Annotated in this window: 19 protein-coding genes and 1 pseudogene; 10 read left to right on the top strand and 10 right to left on the bottom strand. The window is 65.6% G+C overall.

The genetic code is table 11. The features are described from left to right. Window positions 1–7: 7 nt before the first annotated feature. From HDG33_RS12120 to HDG33_RS12110, 3 genes are read right to left on the bottom strand one after another with little or no spacing between them, the layout of a single operon-like run. Entirely contained in the window at window positions 8–976 is a 969-nt protein-coding gene (locus HDG33_RS12120) for an MlaD family protein (protein ID WP_184026507.1), read from the bottom strand. Between the two features lie 46 nt (window positions 977–1,022). Then, a complete protein-coding gene (locus tag HDG33_RS12115) occupies window positions 1,023–1,901 on the bottom strand; it encodes an ABC transporter ATP-binding protein (RefSeq protein WP_184002655.1) in 879 nt (292 codons plus the stop codon). After that, a complete protein-coding gene (locus tag HDG33_RS12110) occupies window positions 1,898–3,031 on the bottom strand; it encodes an ABC transporter permease (protein ID WP_184026505.1) in 1,134 nt (377 codons plus the stop codon). Before HDG33_RS12110 ends, HDG33_RS12115 begins: the two co-directional genes overlap by 4 nt. A gap of 146 nt (window positions 3,032–3,177) precedes the next feature. Between HDG33_RS12110 and HDG33_RS12105 the strand changes: the two genes are divergently transcribed. The 3 genes from HDG33_RS12105 to HDG33_RS12095 all read left to right on the top strand — a co-directional run bounded on the left by HDG33_RS12105 (window position 3,178) and on the right by HDG33_RS12095 (window position 5,351). Next, window positions 3,178–4,116 carry a biotin--[acetyl-CoA-carboxylase] ligase gene (locus HDG33_RS12105; RefSeq protein ID WP_184026503.1) on the top strand — a complete coding sequence of 313 codons (939 nt, stop codon included), beginning with the start codon at window positions 3,178–3,180 and terminating at the stop codon, window positions 4,114–4,116. Beyond that, entirely contained in the window at window positions 4,113–4,952 is an 840-nt protein-coding gene (locus HDG33_RS12100) for a type III pantothenate kinase (RefSeq protein ID WP_184026500.1), read from the top strand. The genes HDG33_RS12105 and HDG33_RS12100 overlap by 4 nt, the downstream gene beginning before the upstream one ends. A 159-nt stretch (window positions 4,953–5,111) precedes the next feature. Next, the gene (locus HDG33_RS12095; RefSeq protein ID WP_184026497.1) at window positions 5,112–5,351 is read left to right on the top strand and encodes a hypothetical protein; all 240 of its coding nucleotides are present in this window, start codon (window positions 5,112–5,114) and stop codon (window positions 5,349–5,351) included. Window positions 5,352–5,418: 67 nt separating this feature from the next. Here the strand turns inward: HDG33_RS12095 and rfaE2 are convergent, their stop codons facing one another. From rfaE2 to HDG33_RS12065, 6 genes are all read right to left on the bottom strand, one after another. Then, window positions 5,419–5,901 carry a D-glycero-beta-D-manno-heptose 1-phosphate adenylyltransferase gene (gene rfaE2, locus HDG33_RS12090; RefSeq protein ID WP_152851779.1) on the bottom strand — a complete coding sequence of 161 codons (483 nt, stop codon included), beginning with the start codon at window positions 5,899–5,901 and terminating at the stop codon, window positions 5,419–5,421. Between the two features lie 160 nt (window positions 5,902–6,061). Then, window positions 6,062–6,940: a ferritin-like domain-containing protein gene (locus HDG33_RS12085; RefSeq protein WP_184026492.1), complete on the bottom strand. Its 879-nt coding sequence runs from the start codon at window positions 6,938–6,940 to the stop codon at window positions 6,062–6,064. Between the two features lie 538 nt (window positions 6,941–7,478). Continuing rightward, a complete protein-coding gene (locus HDG33_RS12080; RefSeq protein ID WP_184026488.1) occupies window positions 7,479–8,270 on the bottom strand; it encodes a PhaM family polyhydroxyalkanoate granule multifunctional regulatory protein in 792 nt (263 codons plus the stop codon). A gap of 82 nt (window positions 8,271–8,352) precedes the next feature. Beyond that, the gene (locus tag HDG33_RS12075) at window positions 8,353–9,210 is read right to left on the bottom strand and encodes an enoyl-CoA hydratase/isomerase family protein (RefSeq protein ID WP_184026485.1); all 858 of its coding nucleotides are present in this window, start codon (window positions 9,208–9,210) and stop codon (window positions 8,353–8,355) included. Between the two features lie 54 nt (window positions 9,211–9,264). Next, window positions 9,265–10,518, bottom strand: coding sequence for an ABC transporter substrate-binding protein (locus HDG33_RS12070; RefSeq protein ID WP_184026482.1), 1,254 nt, complete (start codon window positions 10,516–10,518; stop codon window positions 9,265–9,267). A gap of 131 nt (window positions 10,519–10,649) precedes the next feature. Continuing rightward, complete coding sequence (locus HDG33_RS12065; RefSeq protein WP_184026479.1) at window positions 10,650–11,633, bottom strand: fumarylacetoacetate hydrolase family protein; 984 nt, start codon at window positions 11,631–11,633, stop codon at window positions 10,650–10,652. 147 nt (window positions 11,634–11,780) lie between these two features. Here HDG33_RS12065 and HDG33_RS12060 point away from each other — a divergent pair, with 147 nt between their 5' ends. From HDG33_RS12060 to HDG33_RS12030, 7 genes and pseudogenes are all read left to right on the top strand, one after another. Beyond that, window positions 11,781–12,707 (top strand): IclR family transcriptional regulator, encoded by a 927-nt coding sequence (locus HDG33_RS12060; RefSeq protein ID WP_184026476.1) that lies wholly within the window; start codon window positions 11,781–11,783, stop codon window positions 12,705–12,707. Window positions 12,708–12,749: 42 nt separating this feature from the next. Further along, window positions 12,750–14,069, top strand: a complete 1,320-nt coding sequence (locus HDG33_RS12055) for a DUF3108 domain-containing protein (RefSeq protein WP_184026473.1) — start codon at window positions 12,750–12,752, stop codon at window positions 14,067–14,069. A gap of 150 nt (window positions 14,070–14,219) precedes the next feature. Next, a complete protein-coding gene (locus HDG33_RS12050) occupies window positions 14,220–15,008 on the top strand; it encodes an alpha/beta fold hydrolase (RefSeq protein WP_184026471.1) in 789 nt (262 codons plus the stop codon). Between the two features lie 118 nt (window positions 15,009–15,126). After that, window positions 15,127–15,384 (top strand): DUF3567 domain-containing protein, encoded by a 258-nt coding sequence (locus tag HDG33_RS12045; RefSeq protein WP_062125693.1) that lies wholly within the window; start codon window positions 15,127–15,129, stop codon window positions 15,382–15,384. A gap of 293 nt (window positions 15,385–15,677) precedes the next feature. Continuing rightward, window positions 15,678–16,748, top strand: a complete 1,071-nt coding sequence (locus HDG33_RS12040; protein WP_184026456.1) for a homocysteine S-methyltransferase family protein — start codon at window positions 15,678–15,680, stop codon at window positions 16,746–16,748. A 58-nt stretch (window positions 16,749–16,806) separates the two neighbouring features. Next, a pseudogene (gene metH, locus HDG33_RS12035) lies at window positions 16,807–19,536 on the top strand (methionine synthase); the annotation flags it as partial. Between the two features lie 189 nt (window positions 19,537–19,725). Beyond that, a complete protein-coding gene (locus tag HDG33_RS12030) occupies window positions 19,726–19,923 on the top strand; it encodes a hypothetical protein (protein WP_018419250.1) in 198 nt (65 codons plus the stop codon). Window positions 19,924–20,054: 131 nt separating this feature from the next. Here the strand turns inward: HDG33_RS12030 and HDG33_RS12025 are convergent, their stop codons facing one another. Then, window positions 20,055–20,381 (bottom strand): DUF1840 domain-containing protein, encoded by a 327-nt coding sequence (locus HDG33_RS12025; RefSeq protein WP_018419249.1) that lies wholly within the window; start codon window positions 20,379–20,381, stop codon window positions 20,055–20,057. Between the last annotated feature and the right edge of the window lie 290 nt (window positions 20,382–20,671).

The following is a 20,671-nucleotide window of genomic DNA, read 5'->3' as shown; positions in this document are numbered from 1 at the left end:
TGCGGATTTAGTGAGCTGCGGGCGCGGCGGCGGCGGGCCACGCGAAGCCGGCCTCGCCCGGACCCGGCGCCGGGCGCGGCGCGCCGAACAGCACGCTGCGCGGATTGGTGTTGAAGGTGTCGGCGGCGCGGTCGATCGATTGCGCCGCCGCGCGCGCGTCCTCGGTCAGCGAATCGACGCGCGGCAGCGTCTCCAAGCCGACCCGCGCGGACAGGTCCTGCAGCGACGTGTTCATCTGCGTAAGCGCATCGCCCGCCTGCTGCGCGGCCGTGCCGACCTTGTTCAGATTGCGCTCGAGGGGTCCGTCCGGACGGTTCAGGTTCGTGATCATCTGGTTGGTCGACGCGAGCGTGTGGTTCAGCTGGTCGATCGTGCCGGGCAGCTTGCTGGCGACCGGCGCCATCTCACGAGTCAGCGTCGCGACGCCCGAGGCCGCCTGCGCGATGCTCGCCGCAGTGTCGTGCAGCTGCGCGACCATTTCCGGCGACAGCATGTCGTTCACGTTGTCGGTGACTTTTTCGAGCTTGCGCAGCAGCACCTCGCCGCGTCGCTGCAACTGGTCGAACAGACCCGGACGCATCGGCAATTGCGCGACCTTTTGGGCCGACGACGGCAGCGGCGTCAGATCGCGCCCGGTATCGTCGAGCTGGATGAACGCGATGCCGGTCACGCCCTGCAAGCCGAGGCTGCCGAACGTCGAATGCGTGATCGGCGCGTGCTGGTCGACCATGATGCGGATCAGGATCTGCCCCGGATGTGTCGGATCGAACTTGATCGACTGCACACGGCCGACGTCGAGCCCGCGAAAGCGCACCGCCGCGTCGGCAAAGAGGCCGTTCACGCTGGTGCGCGCGATCAGGTCGTACGGCACCCGCACGGTGCGGTCGACGTTGAACAGATACGCCGCCAGCGCGATCGCCGCCGTCAGCACGACCGTGAAGAGCCCGGCCCAGAACGCATGCGCTTTGTTTTCCATTGTCAGTTTCCCTGGTTCATAGCGGCCCGGTTCATGGCGGCCCGCCTCACAGCGGCAACTCGGACGACGCCGGCTCGAGCGCCGCCGGCGGCAGCTTCGCCCGGCGCTCCGGCGGCAGCGCCTGCAGCGCGCGGCGCCCGCGCAGGCCGAGGAAATATTCGTGGATGAACGGATGGTCGACGCCCGCGGCCTCCTCGACCGGCGCGTTGACGAGCACTTTGCGATCGGCCAGCACGGCCACGCGTGTCGACAGTGCGACCATCGTATCGAGATCGTGCGTGATCATCACGACCGTCAGACCGAGCGCGCGATGCAGCCCTGAAATCAGCTCGACGAATTCGTCGGACGCCTCCGGGTCGAGGCCGGCGGTCGGTTCGTCGAGGAACAGCAGTTCGGGTTCGAGCGCGATCGCGCGCGCGATGCCAACCCGCTTGATCATGCCGCCCGACAGCGCCGATGGCATCTTCGACGCGTGCTTGCACGGCAGCCCGACCATTTCGAGCTTCAGCATCACGATGTCGCGCAGCAGGTCTTCGGGCACCTTGCCGAGCTCGCGCACCGGTTGCGCGACGTTGTCGAACACCGACAGCGACGAGAACAGCGCGCCGCGCTGGAACAGCATGCCCGAGCGGCTGCGCATCAGCAGCGCGGTGTCGGGCGAGATCGTTGCGAGGTCTTCGCCGAACAGCTTGATCGTGCCCCTCGACGGGCGCTCGAGGCCGAGAATCTGCCGCACCAGCGTGGTTTTGCCCGAGCCCGAGCCGCCGACGATCGACACGATCTCGCCGCGCCGCACGTCGAGGCTCAGATGCTGATGCACGATATTGCGGCCGTAGCGCTTGGTGATGTCGATCACCTCGATCACCGGCTCGGCGATCGACGGTACGGGTTGGCCGCGTACGGCTTCGGTGAGTGGCGCGATCATCCTAGCCCCACGTTCTGAAAGAGGATCGCGAACACCGCGTCCGCGAGAATCACGATGGTGATCGACGTGACCACCGAGGTCGTCGTGCCTTCGCCGAGACTCTGCGAATTGGCCTTGATACGGAAGCCGAAATGACAGCCGGCGATCGCGATCAGCATGCCGAATACCGCGCCCTTGCCAAGCCCGATCCACAGGTTCGCGATCGGCACGACGTTCGGCAGCTGGCGCGCGAAGAAGCTCATGTCGATGCCGAGCACGAGCTTCGCGGCGAGCGCGCCGCCCGTCAACGAGATCACGTTGGTCCACATCACGAGCAGCGGCATCGCGACGGCCAGTGCGATCACGCGCGGCAGGATCAGCCGCAGGCCGTGCGGGATGCCCATTACGCGCATCGCGTCGAGCTCCTCGGTCACGCGCATCACGCCGATCTGCGCGGTGATCGCCGAGCCCGAGCGGCCCGCCACCAGAATCGCCGACAGCACCGGGCCGAGTTCGCGAATCACCGCGAGGCCGAGAATATTGACGATGAACTGGTTCGCGCCAAACACGCGCAATTGCTGTGCCGACAGATAGCTCAACACGATGCCGATCAGGAACGCGACCAGCGCGGTGATCGGCAGCGCGCGAGCGCCGGCGTTGTAAATGTTCGCGGAGATTTCGGTCCACGGCGTGAGTTTCGGCTTGCGCACGATCGCGAGCAGATCGAGCACGAAGCGCCCGAGCATCGCGACGCCGCCCTGCATGTGCTCGACGAACGAGAAGAGCCCGAGGCCGAGACGCGTAAAGGGATCGAGGCGCGTGACCGGCTCGGCGCTCTCGCGCACCGTGTCGAGCAGCGCGATGCGCTCGAAGATGTCGCGCTGCGTGTCCGTGAGCGCGGTGCCCGGCGGCATCTTGCGGCCCCACACGCGCCACAGCGCCTGGCCGCCGACGTGGTCCATCCTGTCGACGCGCGACAGGTCCCACTCGCCGATGCCCTGCGCGCCGGTCAGCGAACGCAGTTGCGGAATCACGTGCCCGGTGTCGCGATCGCGCGCGAGCGCGAGCGCCGTCCACTGGCCCGAGAGACGGACGATCTTGCCTTGGCTGCCGGCCGCGACTTCAAGGCCGGGCGGAGTGTCGTTGTTCAAGGATCGCGTGAATCTGGTTATCGGATTAGCGGCCATTGTAACGAAGGCTCGGCCGCCGGTCCGCGCTGATGCACATCGATCGGCGTCGCCGTTCACCGCTGCGCATTCGAGTCCCGGGCGGGTTCGCTGTGGCTACAATATGGGACATGAATGCCTCCAAGACTCCCGCCTCCCCGTCCGCAGCGACAAGCGCGGCACCAGCCTCGTCGTCGGCTTCGCCCGACTGGCGCATCGATCGCGAACGCGCGGTCAAGCTGTTCGGCGCGCATGCGCATGACTGGCCGATCGAAATCGTCGAAGAAACCGGCTCGACCAACGCCGACTTGATGACCCACGTGAAAGCCCTGCCGCGCCGCGCGAACGCGCTGCCGCGGCCGATCGTGCGCGTCGCGTATCTGCAGACCGCTGGGCGCGGCCGCCGTGGGCGGCCGTGGTACGCGGAGCCCGGCAACGCGCTGCTGTTTTCGGTCGCGTGCGTCTTGCCGCGACCGCTCGAAGGGCTCGGGGGCTTGAGTCTCGCGGTGGGCGTCGCGCTCGTCGACGGGCTGCGCTCGCTGCCAGTCGCGGGTCCCGGACAGATCGCGCTGAAGTGGCCGAACGACGTGCTGCTCGAAGGCGACAAGCTCGCCGGCATCCTGATCGAAACCGCGTGGAGCACCGACGACGCGAGCGCGGTCGTGATCGGCATTGGCACCAACGTGAAAGGCGCCGACGAACTCGCGGCGAAGGTGGGCGCGCTGAACGCCGAGGTACCGCCGCAGGCGCTCGGCACCGTGCCGACCGCGTTGCAACGCGCGCTGCCGAACGCGAATCTGACCGATACGCTGGCAGCCGAATTGAACGCGCTCGAACCGATGCTGCAGCGCTTCGGCGCCGAAGGCTTCGCGCCGTTCCAGCCGCGCTGGAACGCGGTGCATGCGTACGCGGGCCGCGACGTCGTGCTGCTCGAACAAGGTCAGGAGCTCGCGCGCGGCGTGGCGGTGGGCGTTGACGAGCGTGGCCAGTTGCTGCTCGATACGGCTGAGGGCCGCCAGAGCATCGCGACCGGTGACGTGTCGCTGCGCCTCGCCCACGGTGTCGCATGAGTCAGCGCGCGCCATATCTGCTGATCGACGCGGGCAATAGCCGGATCAAGTGGGCGCTGGTGCAGCCCGATGGGACGCAGTTGGCGAGCGGCGCGCTCGCGCATGACGGCCTTGCCGGGCCACGCGCGCGGTCGGGTGCGCAACCCGCTTGGACTGACTGGCCGGCGCCATGCGGCGCGTGGCTCTCCAACGTCGCGGGCGCGGAGGTCGCGACGCACATCGCGGCGCTCGTCGACGCGCACTGGCCGCGACTGCCGCTCGCGACGATCCGCGCAAGTGCTCGTCGATGCGGCGTGACCAATTGCTACACGACACCGGACTCGCTCGGCAGCGACCGCTGGACCGGCATGATCGGCGCGCACGCGACCTTTCCCGGCGAGCATCTGCTGCTCGCGACCTTCGGCACCGCGACGACGCTCGAGGCCTTGCGCGCCGATGGCGCGTTTATCGGCGGATTGATTGCGCCGGGCTGGACGCTGATGATGCGCTCGCTCGGTGAGCACACCGCGCAACTGCCGACGCTCGACGCCGCGCGCGCGCGCGGCCTGCTCGACGCCGCCGATACCACCGGCGCGGGCCGTCGCGGGCCGTTCTTCGCAACGGATACGCCGCGCTCGCTGTCGGCGGGCTGCACGCTGGCGCAGGCCGGATTGATCGAGCGGATGTGGCGGGACCTGCAGGATGAGTGGCAGGTGCCGGTGCGTCTCGTAGTCAGCGGCGGCGCCGCCGACGAAGTGGCGAGCGCCCTGAAAGTGCCGCATACTCGCCACGATTCGCTGGTGCTGTCAGGGCTTGCGCTGATCGCAGCCGAGGATATGGCGCGGCAAAGCGGCTGATTGCCTGCCGTGGCTAGCGTTCGATTCACGACCGGGTGGAGCGTGATGTACGTGTAGAACCTGCGCCTGAGTTGCGCGCAATTCGCCGCCCATTTTCCGAACCCGAGTTTTTCCCGCACGCCCCAGGCTCAACTTCTTTCTGAATTGGAAACACCCACAATGCTGCGCTGGCCGATCGCCATTCTGATTGTTGTCAACGTGCTGGCTTTCGTCGCGCTGCTTGGCGCCTTCGGCCCCACACCCGCCGCCAGCGGACGCGAGCCGAATCATCTGAACCGCCAGATTCATCCGGACTGGCTGAAGGTGCGGCCGGTCAGCGCCGCCGATGCGGCCGACCAGGCGGTGGTCGGCGGACCCGCGCCGCAGGCGCCGATTTCGACATCGGAGTTGCCGCAGTAATCAGGTGAGCGACGCGGTCGGTTAGAAGTTCAGCAGTGCGCCGCGCGTTTTGCGGCAACGGGCGGCATCAACCCTGCGTCCGCACCTTCTTCAACAGCGCGGTCGTCGAGCGATCGTGCTCGAACGCAATCGCGAGCGCCTTGCCGCCCCAACCGCGCACGAGCGCCGATTCGGGCAGCGCGTCCATGTCATAGTCGCCGCCCTTCACGAGCACGTCCGGGCGCAGCGCGGAAATCAGCTCGACCGGCGTCTTCTCGCCGAAGCCCACCACGTAATCGACGCTTTCCAGCGCCGCTAGCAAGGCCATGCGGTCGGCCTCGTTGTTGATCGGCCGGTCGTCGCCTTTGCCGAGCATCCGCACCGACGCGTCGCTATTGACACCAACGATCAGGCACGCGCCCAGCGCCTTTGCGTCGGCCAGATAGGTCACGTGACCACGATGCAGGATATCGAACACGCCGTTCGTAAACACGACCGGCGCGCGCAGCGAAGGACGAAGCTTCACCAGGGCATCGCGCGTCAGAATCTTGCGTTCAAAGATGGCGGTCATCGCACAGTCACAGAGTTGGGGAATCTGGGAGTTGGGGAGTTACGGGAACAGGAATGCCAGGTGCCGTCACGATACACGGTGGACGGCCCGAAGCAAAACGGTCCGGCAAGCTCACGCTTGCCGGACCGCCGTTTGATACGGTGCTGAAACGCCTGAGTCGTTACGCCGGCTGCTGCTGCGCCGGGTTTTGTTCAGCAGCTTGCAGACGCGCGACCACTTCCTTGCGATAACGGTTCAGTTCCTGCGCGGTGTTGAACGTGCGTTCGAACAGCAGCGACAGGTTGTGCAGAATGCGCTCGATGACCTTCTTTTCCCAGCCGTCGTCGAAACGGATCTGCTCGTCGAGCCAGCGCTCGAGCCATTCCGGATCCGGCAGACGCGACTGGATCGTGTCGCGCGGGAACAGCGCCTGGTTCACGTGCAGGTTGGTGGGGTGCAGCGGCTTTTCGGTGCGACGCGCCGACGCCATCAGCACGCCTATCTTCGCGAACGCGGCACGCGCGATGTCGCCGGTTTGCGCCATCGCCTTCTTCATGTAGCGCAGATACGCGCCGCCGTGGCGCGCTTCGTCGCGCGAGATAGTTTCGTAGATGTGCTTGATGACTGGCTCGGTATGCCATTCGGCGGCGCGGCGATACCAGTGATTCAGGCGGATTTCGCCGCAGAAGTGCAACATCAGCGTTTCGAGCGGCGGTGCGGGATCGAACTCGAAGCGCACTGCGTGCAGTTCCTCTTCGGTCGGGACCAGTTCCGGCTTGAAGCGGCGCAGATATTCCATCAGCACCAGCGAGTGCTTCTGCTCCTCGAAGAACCACACGCTCATGAATGCGGAGAAATCGCTGTCGTGATGATTGTCACGCAGAAACATTTCCGTGGCGGGCAACGCCGACCATTCGGTGATCGCGTTCATCTTGATCGTCGCCGCCTGCTCGTCGGTCAACAGCGATGCATCGAATTTGTCCCAGGGAATGTCCTTCTCCATGTCCCATCGAACGGATTCGAGCGATTTATAAAGTTCCGGATAAAGCATGGTGTTCATAGTCCCACCCCTGTTCTGCACATACTGTTTGTGTCTGTTGCTGCTACGTGTAGCCGTTTTTACCTACGACGAACGGACGTGCCGTTTATCGGCCAAGCATTCAATTTTACGCGTTAATCAGCCGCCCAGAAGCATCGGGCAGCAAAGAAGTCCGGGCTTTTGTATTGGCGCCTGAAGCGTGAATCAGGCGCCGAGGCCAACCGTGGGGGAGGGATACCCTTTGCCTGAGGTCGAGCCAGTCTGGGTCGACAACCGCACCGTCCCGCCCTGCACCGGTAGCGCCGGCGGCGAATGACGCGAGGGCGGCGGGATTGGTCGTTTTCGGCGCACGCCCCAAAGCCAGATCAAGCTTACATAATGATAGCACGCGCCTCCCACGAAACCCGTGACAGAAGCGGCGCGAGCGCACTGTGGTATTGACTTCTCTCAATAAGTCGGCGATTCGCGCGGGCGGAAACCGCCGGCGCTGGAATAGGGAAAAACGCAGCCGATCAGTCGCCTTCATCATCGGCCACTGATTCCCGGCGCGCCGTCCGGCTCACGTCGACTTTTTCGGCGTTGTCGCGCTCGTTCCGGCCGCGCGTTTGGCCGACGGCGCGGCGCGCTTCGCCGCCGGCCGTTTGACGGCGGGCTTCGCGTTTTGCGCGGCGGCGCCCGACGCATCGGCGCCCGACGCATCCGCGGCCTTCGACGGTTCCGGCTTGCCCTGCGTGCCCCCGCCCGCCGCGGCGACCGCGACGGACGGCTGCGTCATCGCGAACTGCGCGATCTGGTTGAACTGCGATTGCAGCAGATTCCACCACGCGGACGCATCGAAGCCGGGCGCCGCAGGCGCTTCCTCTTCGTCGCTGTCGGCCTGCGTGGCGCTTTCGGGCCTGGGCTCGGCCGGCTTCGTCCAGCTCGGCGCCGGGGCGGGGCTCGGGGCGGTGTTCGGCGCGCCACTCGCGGCGGCACCCGACGCAGCAGCCGCCGCCTGCGACATCGACGATTGCGCGAACGCGCCGAACGCGCGCAGCGTCGCGAGCGTCGCACGTTGCACTTCGAGCGCCTGGATCGCCGACTGCAGCATGCTCAGATTCAGCTTCAACCATTGCTCGACCGCGCGCATGTCGGTGATGCGCTTGTCGAGCTCCTCGACGCTCGTGAGCGGCGCCATCATGTCGGACATCATCGACAGCGACGGACTCGTGCCCCCACCCGGCTGCGCGCCCGTCATGGCGGCGCCGAACGGCGACAGCCGAATCATGCTCCACATGCGATCGAGCATTTCAGCGGGCGGAAAACCGGGGAAGCCGGGAAAGGGCGGCGCGGAGCCAGTGGTGTCGGTCATGGTTGTCGCCTCGGTGCTGGATGATAGGTGGAGCGCGCGATGCCGCGCGCGTCGATTCGATCATACCGTGTGGGGTATGACATCACGATCGTTGGTCGTTACGTGAACCGCCCGCGCCAAAATCGGGCGCGCGCCGCTCGCGCAACGAGCTCAGGCCCTCGCGCACGTCGGGCCCCGCGAAGCCCATGAATTCCAGCGCGAGCGACGTATCGAACGCCGGCCCCGCCGTGCGCAGCCAGTTGTTCAACGCGTACTTGGTCCAGCGGATGGCGGTCTGCGAACCGTCGGCCAGCTTGCGCGCGACTTCGAACGCCTTCGGCAGCAGATCGCTTTCGTCGACGGCCAGCGACACGAGCCCGATGCGCTCCGCCTCCTCGCCGCTCACCGGCTCGCACAGCAGCAGGTAGTACTTCGCCTTCGCCATGCCGCACAGGAGCGGCCAGACGATCGCCGCATGATCGCCCGCGGCGACGCCGAGGCGCGTGTGTCCGTCGATGATGCGGGCCGTCTTCGCCGCGATCGAGATATCGGCGAGCAGCCCCGCGACGAGCCCCGCGCCGACCGCCGGCCCGTGCATCGCCGACACGATCGGCTTGCCGCAGTTGATCACGTTGTAGACGAGATCGCGCGCTTCGCGCCACACACGCGTGCGCACCTCGAAATCGTTCGCCATGTCCTCGACGAGCTGCAGATCGCCGCCGGCCGAAAAGCCTTTACCCTCGCCGCGAATGATCGCGACGCGCGTATCGGGATCGCGATCGATATCGCGCCAGATTTCCGCGAGCTCGTAATGCATGCGTGCGTTCGCGGTCGCGAGGCCGCTTTTATTCGCGCCCTCCCCGCTCATCACGACTTCGAGCACGCCATGCGGATGACGCTGCAAACGCAGCGACTGGTAGTGCGCGTAGTACGCGTCATTCGGTTGCGATGGCTGAGGCATGGTGAGCAGTCCGGAGGAGATTCGTTCAGTCGCGCGCGGAACGCCGCGACCCGTTCAATGCGGCTGATAAAGCCACTTGCCATTGGTGATTTCGACCATCACGCGGGCGCGCTGATCGAGCCCGAGATGATCGGCCGCGCTCATGTTGACGACGCCATTGGTGTCCGCGAGACCGCGTGTTCCTTCGAGCGCGTCGCGCAGCGCGCGGCGAAACGGCGGCGTGCCGGGCGCGCCGGCTTTCAGCGCGAGCGGAATCGCATGCTCGAGCAACGCGCCCGCGTCCGACGTGTACGAACCGAATGCCGACACGCTGCCCGCCCCGTGCTGCGCCTCGAAGCGCTCGATGTAATCGAGCGCGAGACGCCTGGCCGGATGATCGGCCGGCAATTGCGCGGCGACCAACACTGGGCTCGCGGGCAGGAAGGTGCCGTTGCAATCGGCGCCGCACACGCGCAGGAAGTCGTTATTGCCGACGCCGTGGTTGTGATAGATGACGCCCTTGTAGCCGCGCTCGCGCAGCGTTTTCGGCGGCAATGCGGCAGGCGTGCCGGCCGCGCCGACCACTACCGCGTCGGGGTGGGTCGCGAGAATCTTCAGCACCTGGCCGGTCACGCTCGGATCGGTGCGATTGAAACGCTCGCTCGCGACCACGTCGATGTGATGCAGCTGCGCGAACTTCGCGACCTCGGCGTAGAACGTCTCGCCGAGCGCGTCGGCCTGGCCGATGAACGCGATCGTCTTCACGCCGTGTCCGCTCGCATGCTCGGCGATCGCCGAGGCCATCATCGCGTCGGTCTGCGGCGTCTTGAAGACCCAGCGGCGTTTCGCGTCGACCGGTTCGATGATTTTCGCGGACGACGCGAGCGAGATCATCGGCGTTTCGCCCTCGGCGACCACGTCGATCATCGCGAGCGAATTCGGCGTGATCGACGAGCCGATGATCGCGTCGACGTGATTCTCGCTGATGAGCTTCCTGGTGTCCTGCACGGCGTGGGTCGTGTCCGATGCATCGTCGAGCACGATGTACTCGACGTTCTGCCCGCCGATCTGTCTGGGTAGCAGCGCGACCGTGTCGCGCGCGGGAATGCCGAGCGACGCGGCCGGCCCGGTCAGCGACAGCACGAGACCGATCTTCACCTGCGCGAACGATGTCAGCGGCAACGCGCAGGCAAGCGCGGCCCACAGCGTCGCGGCGCGCCGCGCGAAGCGCCGACCACGTTGAGGCAAGCCACGCGCGCTCGTGCGCGCTTCAATGGGCGACGCGCAAGCGCGCCGACGTCCAGCTGCGGAGAAGTCCAATCGCGGCATGCTGTCCTCACGTCGAGGTTTTCGTTGTGATGTTTGCCGCAGTGTAGCCGCGCGCGCAAGTGGCGGCATCGGGCGAAACCCTTTTCGCGCGTGCCGCCCGCGTCACAGCATTGCCGCGTGAGCGCCGCGCTTCATTCGAGCGGCGCGATGCTCTGATCGATCGCACCGAAAATCGACTTGCCCGCATCGTCGAACATTTCGATCCTCACGGTGTCGCCGTATTTCATGAACTCCGTTTGCGGCGCGCCGTGCTCGATCGTTTCGAGGCAGCGCTTCTCGGCGATACAGCAGTAGCCGCGTTTCGCGTCCTTGTTCGACACCGTGCCCGAACCGACGATGGCACCAGCACGCAGATTGCGCGTTTTCGCGGCATGCGCGATCAGCTGACCGAAGTGAAACACCATATCGGTGCCCGCGTCGGGCTGGCCGACCTTCCTGCCGTTCCAGTGGACGATCATCGGCCGATGCACGCGGCCTTCGCGCCAGTGTTCGCCGAGCTCGTCGGGCGTCACGGCGACCGGCGCGAATGAGGTGGCCGGCTTGCTCTGGAAAAAGCCGAAGCCCTTCGCGAGTTCGGCGGGGATCAGGTTGCGCAGCGACACGTCGTTGACGAGCATGACCAGCCGCACGCCGCGCAGGGCCTGCTCGGGCGTCGCGCCCATCCGCACATCGCCGGTGACGACCGCGACTTCGGCCTCGAAGTCGATGCCGTACTCTTCCGATGCGCACGCCACGTCGTCGCGCGGGCCGATGAAGTCGTCGCTACCGCCCTGGTACATCAGCGGGTCGGTCCAGAATTCGGGCGGCATTTGCGCGCCGCGCGCGCGCCGCACGAGCTCGACGTGGTTCACGTACGACGAGCCGTCGGCCCACTGGAACGCGCGCGGCAGCGGCGCCATGCACTCTTTGGCGTCGAATGAAAAGCTGTTGCGCGCACGGCCCTGGTTCAGCGCATCGTAAAGGTCGTGCAGTTGCGGCGCGTAGAAGGCCCAGTCGTCGAGCACGCGCTGCAGCGTGGGCGCGATCGCGTCGGCGATGGCCGCCGTGTGCAGGTCGCGGGACACGACGATCAGTTGACCGTCGCGCGTGCCGTCCTTCAGCGAGGCAAGTTTCATAGGGCTGTGAACCGTGTATTAGTGACGATGGAAGGAATGTATTCTACGATGGTGAATCGGCGCGGCCCAATATCTGCGTGTTCGTCGTCGTGTCACCGTAGCCGTCTCCATTACGATCACCGAACGCGCTGCCCGCGCCTTTTGCACATGTCCGCCAACGCCCGCTCCGGCACGATCCGCACCCGCACCGACGCCGCGTCCGCCGACGATCTGCTCGATCCCGCCCATGCAACCGACGCAACCGGCGCCGATGACGAACCCGGCGAACCCGGCGAAGAAAAACTGCGCTCGGGCATCCAGTCGATCGAGGTCGGTTTCAGGCTGCTCGACGTGCTGACCCACGAGCCGCGCGCGATGATGCTGCGCGATCTCGCGCAGCGCGCGGGCATGAGTCCGGCGAAGGCGCATCGCTATCTGGTCAGCTTTCTGCGTCTCGGCGTGGTCGCGCAGGACCCGCTGTCGGGCCGCTACGAACTCGGCGGCTTCGCTTTGCAGTTGGGGCTCGCGCGGCTTGCTCGCGTCGACGGTGTGAAGCTTGCGCGCATCGCGCTCGCCGAACTGCGCGACCGGCTCGACCTGACCGTCGGCATCGCGGTGTGGGGCAATCAGGGACCGACGATGGTGCACTGGATGGAGTCGAGCTATCCGGCCAAGGCGTCGCTGAAGCTCGGCGACGTGATGCCCTTGCTCAGTTCGGCGACCGGTCTGCTGTTCGCCGCCTACCTGCCGTCCGGCAAGACCGCCGCGATGCTCGAGCGCGAGCTGGCCGACTCGCGGCGCTCGTCGTATAGCGGCGCGCCACGCACCCGCGAAGAAGTCGACCAGGTGCTCGCCGAGGTGCGCGAGCACGAGGCTGCGCGCGTCGAAGGCATGCTGCTGCCGACGATCCACGCGTTTTCGTTGCCGGTGTTCGATTCGACCGGCGAACTCGCGCTCGGTCTCGTCGCGCTCGGCCATGAAGGCGCGTTCGATATCCGCTGGGGCGGCGAGATCGATACCGCGCTGCGCGAATGCGCGCGCAAGCTGTCGTACGAACTCGGCTATAGCGCGACGCCGCGTGGTGACAACGGTTGATACGCATCGTATCCTTTCACGCTCTCACCGATTCAAGCGCCGATGGATTTTGCTTCCGCCAACCGCCGTCATGATCGCGTGCCCGCTTTTGGTAGCGGGCCGGGACGCGGCGCGCGCGCGAGGCGCTGGATCGCCGTCCTCGCGGCCGTCGCGGTTGTGCACTGGATCGCGGCGCAATGGTTCGAGCGCAATCGCGTCGATCTGAATCCGGCGAATCGCGAGCATGTGCCGGTGCAGGTCGTGCTGCTGACGCCCGAAAGGGTCGAGCGTCAACCCGCGCCACAGCCCGCCGTGCCGGCACCGCATCCGCCCGCGCCTGCACGCAAGCCCGCGGCGAGGCCGCCGCGCGAGCAGCATGTGATGACCGCGTTGCAACCGGCCAAACCGAACGAGCCCGCGGCCACGCCGGCATCGGAGGTGGCGGCTAGCGCGCCACCCGCCATCGCGAACGCGAATGCATCGGCCCAGGCGAATGCCAGTGGCGCCGTCGCGAGCGCCCCTGCCGCGGCCAGCGCGCCGCAAGCGTCGCAGGGCGTGAAGTTTTCGGTACCGCCGTCGGCCGAACTCGACTACGACACGTTCTACAACGGCGTGCGCAACGCGCCCGGCACGATCCATTGGGCGAGCGATGGGCAGGGCTACGAAATGGTCGTATCAGTGCCGCTGCCGTTCGTCGGTCCGTTCGTGTTTTCGAGCCACGGCGGCATCGATGCCTTTGGCCTCGCGCCGGCGCAGTACAGCGAAAAGCGTGGCCGTCGCGCCGAAGACATCGCGATCTTCAATCGCAACGACAAGAAGGTTGGCTTTACGCGCACGCCCGCCTCGTTGCCGTTGCCCGACGGCGCGCAGGATCGCTTCAGTGTCGTGATGCAGCTCGCGAGCCTCGTGCGCGGCGATCCTGACGCCTATAAGCCTGGCGTGACGCGACAGTTTTTCGTCGTCGATACCGATAGCGGGGAGAATTGGCCGATCGAGACGATCGGCGACGAAACGATCCGCGCCGCGCAAGGCTATCTGGAGACGCGTCACTTCAAACGTCTGCCGCGGCACGATGGCGACCAGCGCCGCGTCGATGTGTGGCTCGCCCCGTCCCTTGGCTGGCTGCCGGCGCGCATCCTGCAGACGGAGCCGAACGGTACCCAGTTCGAACTGGTGTGGCGCGGCAAGCTGAATGTCGATGGCGCGTCGCCGGATGACCGCGGCAATGGTGGCGCGCCGGCCACGCCTGCTGCACCCGCGGCCCCCGCTGCCACGGGCCCTGCAACGCCGGCGCCAGCTCCGGCCGAGGCATCGGCAGTAACTCCCGAGGCCGCCCCAGCTGCACCGGTCGATTCGACCGCTCCGACCATCATCAAACCGTGACACTTTTCGTGACACAGTGTCACGAGCAAATCCGCACGAGATCGGCGAAACTTCCTTTGCAACGCTGACTCGCACGTCAATGGAGCCCCGTTCGCGCGAACGAGGCGACCCACCGCGCTTTTTCACTGCGTTTCCTTCAAAGGAGCCCGCATGCAAGTGAACATCAACGGTATCGACACACGCTACGTGCTGAGCAACGAAGGCGGCGGCCCGTGGCTCACGTTCATCCATCAGCTGGGCGGCGATCTTTCCATCTGGGATCAGATGGCAGGCTATTTCCGCGACGATTACACGGTGCTGCGCTACGACGTGCGCGGCCACGGCCACAGCGCGGTTGCGCGCGAGCCGTTCGCCATGCGCGATCTGGCCGACGATCTCGCCAAACTGCTCGATGCCCTCGGCGCGCGGACGACGCACCTGGTCGGCCTGTCGCTCGGCGGCATGATTGCGCAGCAGTTCGCGCTCGACCATCCATCGCGCATCGACACGCTGACGATTGCCGACAGCACCGGCGGCACTCCGCCCGAGAACCGTGAGTTGTGGAATCAGCGCGCCCACACCGCGCGCAGCGACGGCATGGAGGCGCTGTTACCGTCGACGATCGCGCGTTGGCTCACGCCCGACTTTCAGGCCGGCCATCCCGAAGCGGTCGAGCCGATCCGTGAGACATTTGCGCGCACCTCGCCGGAAGGTTTTGCGATGGCCTGCGAGGCACTGCGCGATTTCGACCTTCGCGGCCAGCACGGCGCAATCCGCTCGCCGACGCTGACGGTGGCCGGACGTCACGACACTGGCACGCCCCCTGCTGCTACGCAGGCAATAGCGGAGGCGATCGAGGGCGCCCGCTTCGAGTTGCTGGACGCCGCGCATCTCGCGCCAATCGAGCAATCACACCGTTTTGCCGCCTTGCTTGAATCGTTTCTGGAGCGGCGAGTCTAACCGTCAGGTCCGGAGTTTTTACTTGCGTCGTCCGGACCCACCCCTTGAATTCCATCCCACATGCTCCACCTACGGTGCAGAAAAGGGCAGGAGCCCAACGGAAATAAGGAGTGTCGCCATGCAAATGATCTATAACAGCCCTAACTACTGTGTCGTCGAGTTTCCTCCGCAGGAAGGTCTGCTTGCCATGAAGTCGGGCGGCTACGAGATTGTCGACAAGAACATGCAGCGCGAAATCTACATCGACGGGGCAATGGCGGCGCGTTTTCGCGAGCATGTGCAAAAGCTGATCGAAGGCGAGCCGACGCTCGACGAGGTTGATGAATTCCTCGGTCAATTCGACAGTCTGATGCATCAACCGGTGGTCCTGCATTGACTGGAGGTGTTCAGCTGGCGCTCTGGCGACATCGATCGACCGCACCGCGCGGCTTTGCCCGCGGGTTCCATCAAGCGGTCGGCGGCAGCGAAACGGCCCTGCAGGCTTTGGCTTGCCGGGCCGTTTTTTATTGCATCGTTTGTTAGCGCGTTTCTGAATTCCCGGCGCGGCGCGTTGGTATCGGTCGATTTTGCCGGCCGCGCCTCGCACTCTCCTCCGCGGCGGGCGCATCCGCCCGGCTGCGGCTACAATGACAGGCTTTCCGCCAACGCCGGCGCAAGCCCTCGTCCGCCATGACCCAGCCTGCTCAATCCATCACGCCAGTCCGTTCGGAGCCCGCCTACACCCGCGGCGCAGCGCTGCCCGCGCTGCTGAACTCGCGCATCCTGATTCTGGACGGCGCGATGGGCACGATGATCCAGCGCTACAAGCTCGACGAAGCCAGCTATCGCGGCGAGCGCTTCAAGGACTACGCGCGCGACATCAAGGGCAACAACGAACTGCTGTCGATCACCCAGCCGCAGATCATCGCCGAGATTCACGAGCAGTATCTCGCGGCGGGCGCGGACATCATCGAGACCAACACGTTCGGCGCGACCACGGTCGCGCAGGCCGACTACGGCCTGGAATCGCTCGCCGTCGAGATGAACATCGAATCGGCGAAGCTCGCGCGCGCCGCGTGCGACAAGTACGCAACGCCGGACAAGCCGCGCTTCGTCGCCGGCGCGATCGGCCCGACGCCGAAAACCGCCAGCATTTCGCCGGACGTCAACGATCCGGGCGCGCGCAACGTGACCTTCGACGAACTGCGCGCCGCGTACTACGAGCAGGCGAAAGCGCTGCTCGACGGCGGCGCGGACCTGTTCCTCGTCGAAACGATCTTCGACACGCTGAATGCGAAGGCCGCGCTGTTCGCGCTCGACGAGCTGTTCGAAAACACCGGCGAGCGTCTGCCGATCATGATCTCGGGCACCGTCACCGATGCGTCGGGCCGCATTCTGTCGGGCCAGACCGTCGAGGCCTTCTGGAACTCGCTGCGTCACGCGAGGCCGCTCACGTTCGGCCTGAACTGCGCGCTCGGCGCGGCGCTGATGCGTCCGTACATCGCCGAGCTCGCGAAGCTGTGCGACACCTACGTGTCGTGCTATCCGAACGCCGGCCTGCCGAACCCGATGAGCGACACCGGCTTCGACGAATTGCCCGCGGATACCTCTGGCCTGCTGAAGGAATTCGCCGAAGCGGGGCTCGTGAACATCGCCGGCGGCTGCTGCGGCACGACGCCCGAGCACATCGCGGCGATCGCGAAGGCGCTCGCCGAGCTGAAGCCGCGCAAGTGGCCGAGCCAGTATCGCGACGCGGCCTGAGCCCGCCGAAACACTTCGCCCCGACGTCCTGCACGTCCCTTAACGCACGCACCCGACTCGCACACACGCCATGACCGATCACACCATGCGCCTTGCCGGCCTCGAGCCGTTCAACGTCACGTCCGGGACGCTCTTCATCAACGTTGGCGAACGCACCAATGTGACCGGCTCGAAAGCGTTCGCGCGAATGATCCTGAACAATCAGTTTGACGAAGCATTGGCCGTCGCGCGCCACCAGGTCGAGAACGGCGCGCAGGTAATCGACATCAACATGGACGAGGCGATGCTCGATTCGAAGGCGGCAATGGTCCGCTTCATGAATCTGATTGCGTCGGAGCCGGACATCGCGCGCGTGCCGATCATGATCGACTCGTCGAAATGGGACGTGATCGAGGCGGGTCTCAAGTGCGTGCAGGGCAAGGCGATCGTCAACTCGATCTCGCTGAAGGAAGGCAAGGAAGCGTTCGTTCATCATGCGAAGCTGATTCGCCGCTATGGCGCGGCTGCGGTCGTGATGGCGTTCGACGAACAGGGCCAGGCCGATACGTTCCAGCGCAAGACCGGGATTTGCAAGCGCTCGTACGACGTGCTCGTCAACGAAGTCGGCTTTCCGCCCGAGGACATCATCTTCGATCCGAACATCTTTGCGATCGCGACCGGCATCGAGGAACACAACAACTATGCGGTCGACTTCATCGAGGCGACCCGCTGGATCAAGCAGAACCTGCCGTACGCGAAGGTGAGCGGCGGCGTGTCGAACGTGTCGTTCTCGTTCCGCGGCAACGATCCGGTGCGCGAGGCGATTCACACCGTGTTCCTCTATCACGCGATCCAGGCGGGGATGGACATGGGCATCGTCAACGCGGGCCAGCTCGGCGTGTATGCCGAACTCGATCCCGAACTGCGCGAGCTCGTCGAAGACGTCGTGCTGAACCGCCGTCAAGACGGCACCGACCGCCTGCTCGAAATCGCCGACAAGTTCAAGAGCGGCGCCGCGAAGAAGGAAGAGAACCTCGAGTGGCGCAAGCAGCCGGTCGAGAAGCGTCTCGCGCATGCGCTCGTGAGCGGCATCACCACGTTCATCGTCGAAGACACCGAGGAAGTGCGCGCGAAGATCGCCGCTGCAGGCGGCCGTCCGATCAACGTGATCGAAGGTCCGCTGATGGACGGCATGAACATCGTCGGCGACCTGTTCGGCCAGGGCAAGATGTTCCTGCCGCAGGTCGTGAAGTCGGCGCGCGTAATGAAGCAGGCGGTCGCGCATCTGATCCCGTTCATCGAGGAAGAAAAGCGCCAGCTCGCGGCGGCCGGCGGCGACGTGCGCGCCAAGGGCAAGATCGTCATCGCGACCGTGAAGGGCGACGTGCACGACATCGGCAAGAACATCGTGTCGGTCGTGCTCCAGTGCAACAACTTCGAAGTGGTCAACATGGGCGTGATGGTCCCGTGCAGCGAGATCCTCGCGAAGGCGAAGGTCGAGGGCGCGGACATCATCGGGCTGTCGGGCCTGATTACGCCGAGTCTCGAAGAAATGGCCTACGTCGCATCGGAAATGCAGCGCGACGACTACTTCCGCGTCAAGAAGATTCCGCTCCTGATCGGCGGCGCGACGACCTCGCGTGTGCACACGGCGGTGAAGATCTCTCCGCACTACGACGGGCCGGTGGTCTACGTCCCGGACGCGTCGCGCTCGGTATCGGTCGCCTCGAGCCTGCTGTCCGACGAGGGCGCCGCGAAGTACATCGACGAACTGAACGCCGACTACAACCGCATCCGCGATCAGCATGCGAACAAAAAAGCACAGCCGATGGTCACGCTCGCGCAAGCGCGCGCCAATAAGACGAAGATCGACTGGGCAGGCTATCAGCCGGTCAAGCCGAAGTTTATCGGCCGGCGCGTGTTCAAGAACTTCGATCTGAACGAGCTCGCGAACTATATCGACTGGGGTCCGTTCTTCCAGACGTGGGATCTCGCCGGCCCATATCCGGCGATTCTCAATGACGAGATCGTCGGCGAATCGGCGCGGCGCGTGTTCTCCGACGGCAAGTCGATGCTCGCGCGCCTGATTCAGGGCCGCTGGCTGCAGGCCAACGGCGTGATCACGCTGTTGCCGGCCAACACGGTGAACGACGACGACATCGAAATCTACACGGACGAATCGCGCACCGAAGTCGCGCTGACGTGGCGCAATCTGCGTCAACAGAGCGTGCGGCCGGTGGTCGACGGGGTGATGCGGCCGAACCGCTCGCTGGCCGACTTCATCGCGCCGAAGGACTCGGGCGTCGCCGACTACATCGGCATGTTCGCGGTGACGGCGGGTCTTGGCGTCGACGTGAAGGAGAGGCAGTTCGAGAAGGATCTCGACGACTACAGCGCGATCATGCTGAAGGCGCTCGCGGACCGGCTCGCCGAAGCATTCGCCGAAGCGTTGCACGCGCGCGTGCGGCGCGACCTGTGGGGCTACGCGAACAGCGAAAACCTCTCCAGCGACGAGCTGATCGCCGAAAAATACCGCGGCATCCGCCCGGCGCCAGGCTATCCGGCCTGCCCCGACCACCTCGTCAAGCGCGACATGTTCGACGTGCTGCAGGCGAACGAAATCAACATGAGCGTGACCGAATCGCTGGCGATGCTGCCGGCGGCGAGCGTGTCGGGCTTCTACCTCGCGCATCCGGACAGCACCTATTTCTCGGTCGGCAAGATCGGCGCGGATCAGCTCGACGACTACGCGCAGCGGATGTCGCTCACGAAAGCGGACGCCGAGCGCGCGTTGGCGCCGTTGCTTTGAGCGTGAAGCGATACGTGGCCGGGCCATGCGGCCCGAGCCGCGCGTGCGCGACTATATCGAGTCCGAAAGACAGAATATTTGGCGCCACGGCAATTTCGGCTTTGTAGACTGAGTCGGCTTTCATCCCGTCAGGCGCGAGCACAACGCGCCGGCTCACCGAGATTGCAACCGTCAACGGAGAAAAATCGTATGAAGAAGCTGACACTGTTATTGACCGCTGTTTCGCTGGCCGCGGGCGCTTCCGTGGCGCTCGCACAACCCGCCGCGCCGGGCGGATCGAGCGCGGTCAGCTCCTACTCGCCCCCCACCGAGGCGCATGTCAAAAAGGCGAAGAAGCAAAAGATGAAGAAAGGCGCGGCAGCGTCGGCGGCCCCCGCGAGCCAGTGAGCGGCGAGGCGGACAAGCCCTCTGAATGACAAAGAGCCCGCGTCAAGCGGGCTCCTTTCTTTGAGTGCGCCCCAAAAGCGCTTATGAAGGCCTTCTGAGACCGGGCCGCGGCGCTCGGGACCCAGCAGAAATCAAAGCCCCCAGACGATATCCGCGTTTTCCTTCTGCGCCGCGCGCAGCATGTCGAGGAACGGATACGCGCGCTGCGCGAGACCGGGCGGAATCTCGTGACGATCGCGGCCGTCTTCGCCCTCGTGGAAATGGCCCTCGTGCTCGGCGCGCTCCTGCTTGTCGGAGGTGATCGCCGCTTCGAGCTTCTCGATGGCCGGGCCCAGTTCGTCGTGAGTAATGACGCCCCGCTGCCCAAGGCGTTTGCCGACAATGCCGACCAGATACTGCGCCAGATTCTCCAGCATCATCACGTCCGGGCAGGCGTGGCACTTGAAAGTAATCAGCATGACTGTTCCCTTTTTCGTTATGTCGGGTTAACGCATGAACGTCCCAAGGGCGGCAACAGCGCGCGCCTGACGTGGCGCCGGCAAGGCGCGGCGGCCCCAGCCCCTCGTGGGCAACTCATTGAACATATTAGCACCTGCTAAAATCCGTCTGAACGGAAAAGCGCGCCGCCCAGCGCCACGTATGGCAAGGCTCGACGAGCATCGCACACGTGTGCCAGGCGGGGGCGTCGAACCATCGGCCGCGATCCGCATCGTTGCGCTGCTTGCATTGCGTCTCGTCGCATGGCCTG

Source organism: Paraburkholderia sp. Cpub6 (assembly GCF_014201065.1).
Taxonomy (GTDB): Bacteria; Pseudomonadota; Gammaproteobacteria; order Burkholderiales; family Burkholderiaceae; genus Paraburkholderia; species Paraburkholderia tuberum.
Note: the sequence above shows the minus strand (reverse complement) of the source record. Positions and strands in the feature narration are given on the sequence as shown.